Source organism: Parabacteroides sp. 52, from assembly GCF_010500925.1.
Taxonomy (GTDB): domain Bacteria; phylum Bacteroidota; class Bacteroidia; order Bacteroidales; family Tannerellaceae; genus QVMG01.
On record NZ_QVMG01000038.1, the window covers coordinates 1 to 5,981 of the forward strand.

Annotated in this window: 7 protein-coding genes; 5 read left to right on the forward strand and 2 right to left on the reverse strand. The window is 43.3% G+C overall.

What is annotated here, in order from left to right; all coding sequences use genetic code 11:
* Nucleotides 1-304 precede the first annotated feature (304 nt).
* From hemW to D0T51_RS12245, 3 genes are all read left to right on the forward strand, one after another.
* Entirely contained in the window at nucleotides 305-1,432 is a 1,128-nt protein-coding gene (gene hemW, locus D0T51_RS11930) for a radical SAM family heme chaperone HemW (protein ID WP_163729589.1), read from the forward strand.
* Between the two features lie 143 nt (nucleotides 1,433-1,575).
* The gene (locus D0T51_RS11935) at nucleotides 1,576-2,151 is read left to right on the forward strand and encodes a zeta toxin family protein (protein ID WP_163729590.1); all 576 of its coding nucleotides are present in this window, start codon (nucleotides 1,576-1,578) and stop codon (nucleotides 2,149-2,151) included.
* A complete protein-coding gene (locus D0T51_RS12245; protein ID WP_203583387.1) occupies nucleotides 2,144-2,314 on the forward strand; it encodes a hypothetical protein in 171 nt (56 codons plus the stop codon). The genes D0T51_RS11935 and D0T51_RS12245 overlap by 8 nt, the downstream gene beginning before the upstream one ends.
* Nucleotides 2,315-2,394: 80 nt before the next feature.
* Here the strand turns inward: D0T51_RS12245 and pyrH are convergent, their stop codons facing one another.
* Together pyrH and D0T51_RS11945 are read right to left on the reverse strand one after the other, a co-directional pair.
* Nucleotides 2,395-3,105, reverse strand: coding sequence for a UMP kinase (pyrH, locus tag D0T51_RS11940; protein WP_163729592.1), 711 nt, complete (start codon nucleotides 3,103-3,105; stop codon nucleotides 2,395-2,397).
* Between the two features lie 11 nt (nucleotides 3,106-3,116).
* A complete protein-coding gene (locus D0T51_RS11945) occupies nucleotides 3,117-4,244 on the reverse strand; it encodes an aldose epimerase family protein (RefSeq protein ID WP_163729594.1) in 1,128 nt (375 codons plus the stop codon).
* 218 nt (nucleotides 4,245-4,462) lie between these two features.
* Between D0T51_RS11945 and D0T51_RS11950 the strand changes: the two genes are divergently transcribed.
* Entirely contained in the window at nucleotides 4,463-5,257 is a 795-nt protein-coding gene (locus D0T51_RS11950; protein WP_163729596.1) for a thymidylate synthase, read from the forward strand.
* Nucleotides 5,258-5,279: 22 nt separating this feature from the next.
* A complete protein-coding gene (locus tag D0T51_RS11955; protein ID WP_163729598.1) occupies nucleotides 5,280-5,786 on the forward strand; it encodes a dihydrofolate reductase in 507 nt (168 codons plus the stop codon).
* Nucleotides 5,787-5,981: the final 195 nt, after the last annotated feature.

The window sequence follows — 5,981 nt, forward strand, 5'->3', positions numbered from 1 at the left end:
TATTTGAATGAGCATCAACAAGATAAGTAATTTTATTCTATGAATAAGTAGTAGACACAATTACCCCGAAGGGGTTTCAAGTGAATAACCGCGGGTTGTCAAACCCGTGGTGTGCGGTCAGTAGATACCCTGAGCCCTGAAAGGGGTCAACTTTTTAAAATTGAAAATTCTCTTCACATATTTCTCAATTCCTCCAATTCCCGGGCTGATCCAGGTAATGATGAGTCAATAGCAAAGAATGGGAGAGGCTTTCTTCTTCGCATATCCGTTTAATTGATTAAATTTGTAGTCTACAAATTGTATTATGGCAGGTTTATATATTCATGTTCCTTTTTGTGCGAAACGCTGTTTGTATTGTGATTTCTTTTCCAATACAGATATGAGCTTTAAACAGGAGTATCTGGTGATGCTTATGCGCGAAATAGAGCTGCGCAAAGATTATCTGGGAGGGGAACCATTGGATACGATCTATTTCGGTGGAGGAACGCCTTCTCAATTGCAACCGGACGACTTCCGATCGCTTTTTGAGGTGATTGATACCTGTTTTGATACCCGTTCCTGTCAGGAGATTACCTTGGAGGTGAATCCGGATGATATGACATCGGCTTATGCCAAGGCGATCGCAACGCTTCCTTTTAATCGTATCAGTATGGGGGTGCAAAGCTTTGATCTGGATGATCTTCGTTTCCTAAACCGAAGACATGACCGGATACAATCCTTCCGTGCGGTGGAGTGGTGTCAGGGTGTGGGCATGACGAACATCAGTATCGACCTGATATATGGCCTTCCGGGGCAGACGCTGAATAAATGGAAGGTAAACTTGGAAGAGGCGCTTAAAATGGATGTACCTCATATCTCGGCTTATCACCTGATCTATGAAGAAGGGACGGAGCTCTATAAGTTGTGGAAAAAGAAAAAGGTACAATCGGTGGATGAAGAGGTGAGCCTGCAGCTCTTTTCCGTTCTGATCGATACCTTGACTGCTGCAGGGTATGAACAGTATGAGATTTCTAATTTTGCTCGTCCCGGTTTCGTCTCCCGACATAATTCTTCTTATTGGAAAGGAATACCTTATCTCGGCCTGGGGCCTTCGGCGCACTCTTATAATGGCTCTTCCCGCGAATGGAATGTTTCTTCTCTGCCGGCATATTTGCAGGGCATAAGGAACGATGCACCGGTGATAGAACGGGAAGAATTGGATCTGTCTGCCCGTTACAATGATTATATCATTACCCGTTTACGTACCTCCTGGGGGGTGGATAGTCAAAAGATCAAAGATCTGTTTGGAGATCCCTATTTCTCCTATTTTAATGCTCGGATACCCTCTCTGGTCAAAGAAGGATTAGTTATAGAAAAGGAGGGTTGTTTTTCACTTTCCCGCGAAGGAATTTTCATTTCCGACACAGTCATGCGCGAGCTTATTTTTGTATAGTTTTACACGAAACCCCCGCTTTTGGGTAACGAAACAGGTTAAAATGAGTACATTTTGTGCTCATTTTTGTTATTTTTGAGAAATAATATGTGTGTAATACAAAAGTAATATCTATATTTGTGCCGTTATAAAGTAGCAACGTAGTGCCATATTTGTACATAATATCTGGATGCAATGGAGCAGGTAAAACAACAGCTTCTTTTACAATTCTGCCTGAAATGTTGAAATGTAAAGAATTTGTTAACTCCGACGAAATAGCTAAGGGGCTTTCCCCTTTCAATGCAGATAGTATCGCGGTTGCCGTTGAAGCCAGCAGAATTATGTATAAACGGATAAAGGAATTAATCGCATCAGGGGCGACCTTTGCCATGGAGACGACGTTGGCCACCCGGTCGGTTGCTAATTTGATACGGGAGGCTCAAAGGGAAGGTTATTATGTGACACTGTTATATTTTTGGTTGAATACACCGGATTTGGCAGTAGAACGTGTTAAAATGAGGGTGGCAGCCGGAGGTCATAATATTCCGGAAAATACGATCCGTCGACGGTATGCGGGTGGTATTAAGAATCTGTTCCAACTTTACCTTCCTATCAGTGACTATTGGATGATAACGGATAATTCGATGACTTCGATGGAGATTATTGCCAAAGGATTCAAGAATGATAAAAAAGAGATATTTAATCCGAATATTTATAGAAAACTTGAACATTATGAGTGAACAAGAAGTAAGGGAATTCGACGAAAATATAGTAAAAGGAGCAACTATTGCCTTTCAGCGGTTGGTGAAAGAGAAAAAAAAGGAAGACGGTGAACTTGTTTTTTCAAAGAACGGCCAGATTTTCAGAGTGAAAGCGGCAGAGCTTGAAGTACTTGCTTATTAAGCTATATATTATACATTATAACAAAAGAGGCAGATGATTCACTCATCTGCCTCTTTTGTATTGTATAGGGTGAGTCTTGTTTAATTATGTACATAGGTACCGATAGTATCCCCACGCATAACTTTTTTCAGGTTGCCGTTGGTATCCATGTCGAAAACGATGATGGGCAGGTTGTTCTCTTTGCACATGGTGGTGGCTGTTAGATCCATTACTTTCAGTCCACGGGTGTAAATCTCATCGTAAGTAATGTCGGTGAATTTAGTGGCCGTCGGGTCTTTCTCGGGATCGGCCGTATAAATGCCATCTACCCGGGTACCTTTCAGCATCACATCCGCCTCGATCTCGATGCCACGCAGGGAAGAGCCCGTATCGGTGGTAAAGAATGGATTTCCCGTACCACCGGACATAATCACGACCTGTCCTTGTTCCAGCAATTCAATGGCCCGCCACTTATTGTAGAACTCACCGATAGGCTCCATGCGGATAGCCGTAAGAACCTTCGTTGGTACGCCTATAGCCGTCAATGCCGAACTAAGGGCTAAGCTATTTATCACGGTGGCCAGCATGCCCATCTGATCTCCTTTTACACGGTCGAAGCCTTTGGAGGCACCGCTTAATCCCCTGAAAATATTTCCTCCGCCGATAACGATGCCTACTTGGGTTCCCATTTCTACGATTTCTTTGATCTGCTCGGCGTATTCGCTGAGACGCACTTCGTCGATACCGTATTGTTTGCCACCCATAAGGGATTCGCCACTAAGCTTCAGGAGGATGCGTTTATATGCTGTCATGATCTGTTTTTTTATTCGACAGTAAATTTATAGATACACTGGCTGAAATATTTTTCTCCCGGACGCAGTACAGTACTCGGGAAATTTGTTTGGTTCGGACTATCCGGATAATGTTGTGTTTCCAGACAGAAGGCACCTCTGTGTGCATAGACAACGCTGTGTTTTCCTTTGTCGGAACCAGTCATGAAGTTGCCCGAATAGAGCTGTATACCCGGTTCGTTGGTGTATACTTCCAATGCGATACCTGTGGCAGGGCTGTATGCCTTTGCAGCTAAGGTGTGGATGTCTCCGTTTGTATTCAATACCCAGTTGTGGTCGTAGCCGCGGCCTTTCACCAATTGATCGAAATCGTCATTGATATGCGCACCGATAGCGATAGGTTGACGCAGATCCATAGGAGTGCCTTCTACGGAAGGCAGTTCGCCTGTAGGAATCAGTGTCTCGTCTACCGGCGTATAGGTATCGGCATTGATCATTATCAATTGATCCAATACGTTTGTATCTAATTTTCCGGAAAGATTGAAATAACTATGGTTTGTCAGATTGACCAGGGTTGCTTTGTCGGTGGTCGCTGCGTAAGAGATGGAGATGGCATTGTCATTGGTTAATTTGTAAGTGACATGAATGTCCAGGTTGCCCGGGAAATTGGCTTCTCCGTCAGGAGATAGATAATGCAGTTCCAATGTTTGATCGTCCACTTGCTTGGCATCCCACATTTGTGTGTGGTATCCTTTCGGTCCACCGTGCAGGCAGTGTCCGTTGTTATTTTGGGGTAGTTGATAAGTTACTTCGTCTAGAGTGAAAACACCGTTCTGGATGCGATTGCCGTAACGACCGATCAGGGCACCGTAATTGCCTTCGGATGCCAGGTAGTCGGCAATATTGTCGTAGCCCAAAACAACGTCGGTCATCTTTCCATTCTTGTCAGGAACCATCATGGAGACCAAGCGTCCTCCGTAGTTCGTGATGCAGGCTTCGGCTCCCTGAGCGTTTTTAAGTACATACAAGGCGGCCGGTTTCCCGTCAGCAGTTGCTACAAAATCGGATTGTAATAAACCGGAAAGAGTGGTCTCTTCCTTTTTTTCAGAACAGGCAAATAAGGTGCATATAGCCATCACTGCCAGGCAAATCTTCTTCATATTGACACAGATTAAAATGATAAATAGTTTTGTTTGAAAGGCAAATATACGCTTTTATCATTTATCTTTTTCAGAAAGAGAGGTAAAAACGGTAGATAGCTCAGCCCAATCCGGTGCCTGTATAAGGGAATCTTAAAGTAAAGGATAGGGAAGGGGATAGTTGTTTTCTACGGTTGACTTTTGTACATTTGTTGCCTGTTGTATTTAGAATTATAAACATGAAACAATATCATACGCTTCTTACCCGTGTTTTGTCGGAAGGAGTGAAAAAAGAAGACCGTACAGGGACGGGTACAATCAGTATTTTCGGGCATCAGATGCGTTTTAATATGGAAGAAGGTTTTCCTTTACTTACGACGAAAAAGCTTCATCTCAAATCCATCCTATACGAATTATTATGGTTCTTACAAGGCGATACCAATGCGAAGTATTTGCAGGATCATGGTGTGCGTATCTGGAATGAATGGGCGGATGCCAATGGAGATCTGGGGCATATCTACGGGTATCAATGGCGTTCATGGCCTGATTATAAAGGGGGAGCTATCGACCAGATAACAGAGGCGGTAGAGACGATCCGTAAGAATCCGGATTCAAGGCGTATCATTGTCAGTGCCTGGAATGTAGGCGATCTGGAGAATATGAACCTGCCTCCCTGTCATGCTTTCTTCCAGTTTTATGTGGCCGATGGGCGATTGAGCCTGCAATTGTATCAACGGAGTGCGGATATTTTCCTGGGTGTTCCTTTCAATATTGCTTCTTATGCTTTGTTGTTGCAGATGATGGCGCAGGTAACGGGCTTGCGTGCCGGAGACTTTGTGCATACCCTGGGGGATGCACATATATATACTAATCATTTGGAACAGGTTGAATTGCAACTGACCCGTGATTTCCGTCCTTTGCCCACGATGAAAATAAATCCGGAGGTAAAGAGCATTTTTGACTTCAAATACGAGGACTTTACATTGGAGAATTATGATCCGCATCCCCATATTAAGGGAGATGTAGCTGTGTAAGGGGCTTTTAAACGATATATTTATGAGTATAATTTCAATTGTTGTCGCTCTGGCGGATGACAACGCTATCGGAAAAGATCAACAGCTATTATGGCATTTACCCTGTGATATGAGACGGTTTAAGGAACTGACGACAGGGCATACCGTTCTTATGGGGCGTAAAACGTTTGAATCCCTTCCCAAAGGTGCCTTGCCTAACCGTAAAAATGTGGTACTGACTACAATGGCGGAGGCCGATTTTCCCAATTGTGTGGTTTTTGATTCCCTCCCGGCGGCACTCGATAGCTGTGAAGGGGAAGAAGAGGTTTTTATCATCGGTGGCGCACAGGTGTATAAACAGGCATTGGCGATTGCCGATAGAATCTATTTGACACAGGTGCATCATACTTTTGCCGATGCCGATACTTTTTTTCCGGAAATAGATTTTAAACAATGGAGAGAAGTGGAACGAGAAGAGTTTCCGGTAGATGAAAAACATGCCTACGCTTATACTTTTCTGACTTTAAATCGGTTGAGAACAGCATATTAACGATTAACGATTAGTGATTAACGATTAATGGTGACCGTTCCGGTCATTGAGGGTATTTGTAAAGAAAAGAAGCAATTATAGAATACGAACCTTAGGCCCGCTTTCGTTCATCACTAATCACTAAACATTAATTGTTAATTATGCGAATCAGTAGTTGATACTGATTCAATTGTTTAAAAAATTAGATAAATAAAA

Bases quoted from the DNA above. Each gene is read 5' to 3' on its own strand.
- D0T51_RS11950 (WP_163729596.1), top strand. From the start codon at position 4,463: ATGAAACAATATCATACGCTTCTTACCCGTGTTTTGTCGGAAGGAGTG.
- hemW (WP_163729589.1), top strand. From the start codon at position 305: ATGGCAGGTTTATATATTCATGTTCCTTTTTGTGCGAAACGCTGTTTG.
- D0T51_RS11945 (WP_163729594.1), bottom strand. From the start codon at position 4,244: ATGAAGAAGATTTGCCTGGCAGTGATGGCTATATGCACCTTATTTGCC.
- D0T51_RS12245 (WP_203583387.1), top strand. From the start codon at position 2,144: ATGAGTGAACAAGAAGTAAGGGAATTCGACGAAAATATAGTAAAAGGA.
- D0T51_RS11955 (WP_163729598.1), top strand. From the start codon at position 5,280: ATGAGTATAATTTCAATTGTTGTCGCTCTGGCGGATGACAACGCTATC.
- pyrH (WP_163729592.1), bottom strand. From the start codon at position 3,105: ATGACAGCATATAAACGCATCCTCCTGAAGCTTAGTGGCGAATCCCTT.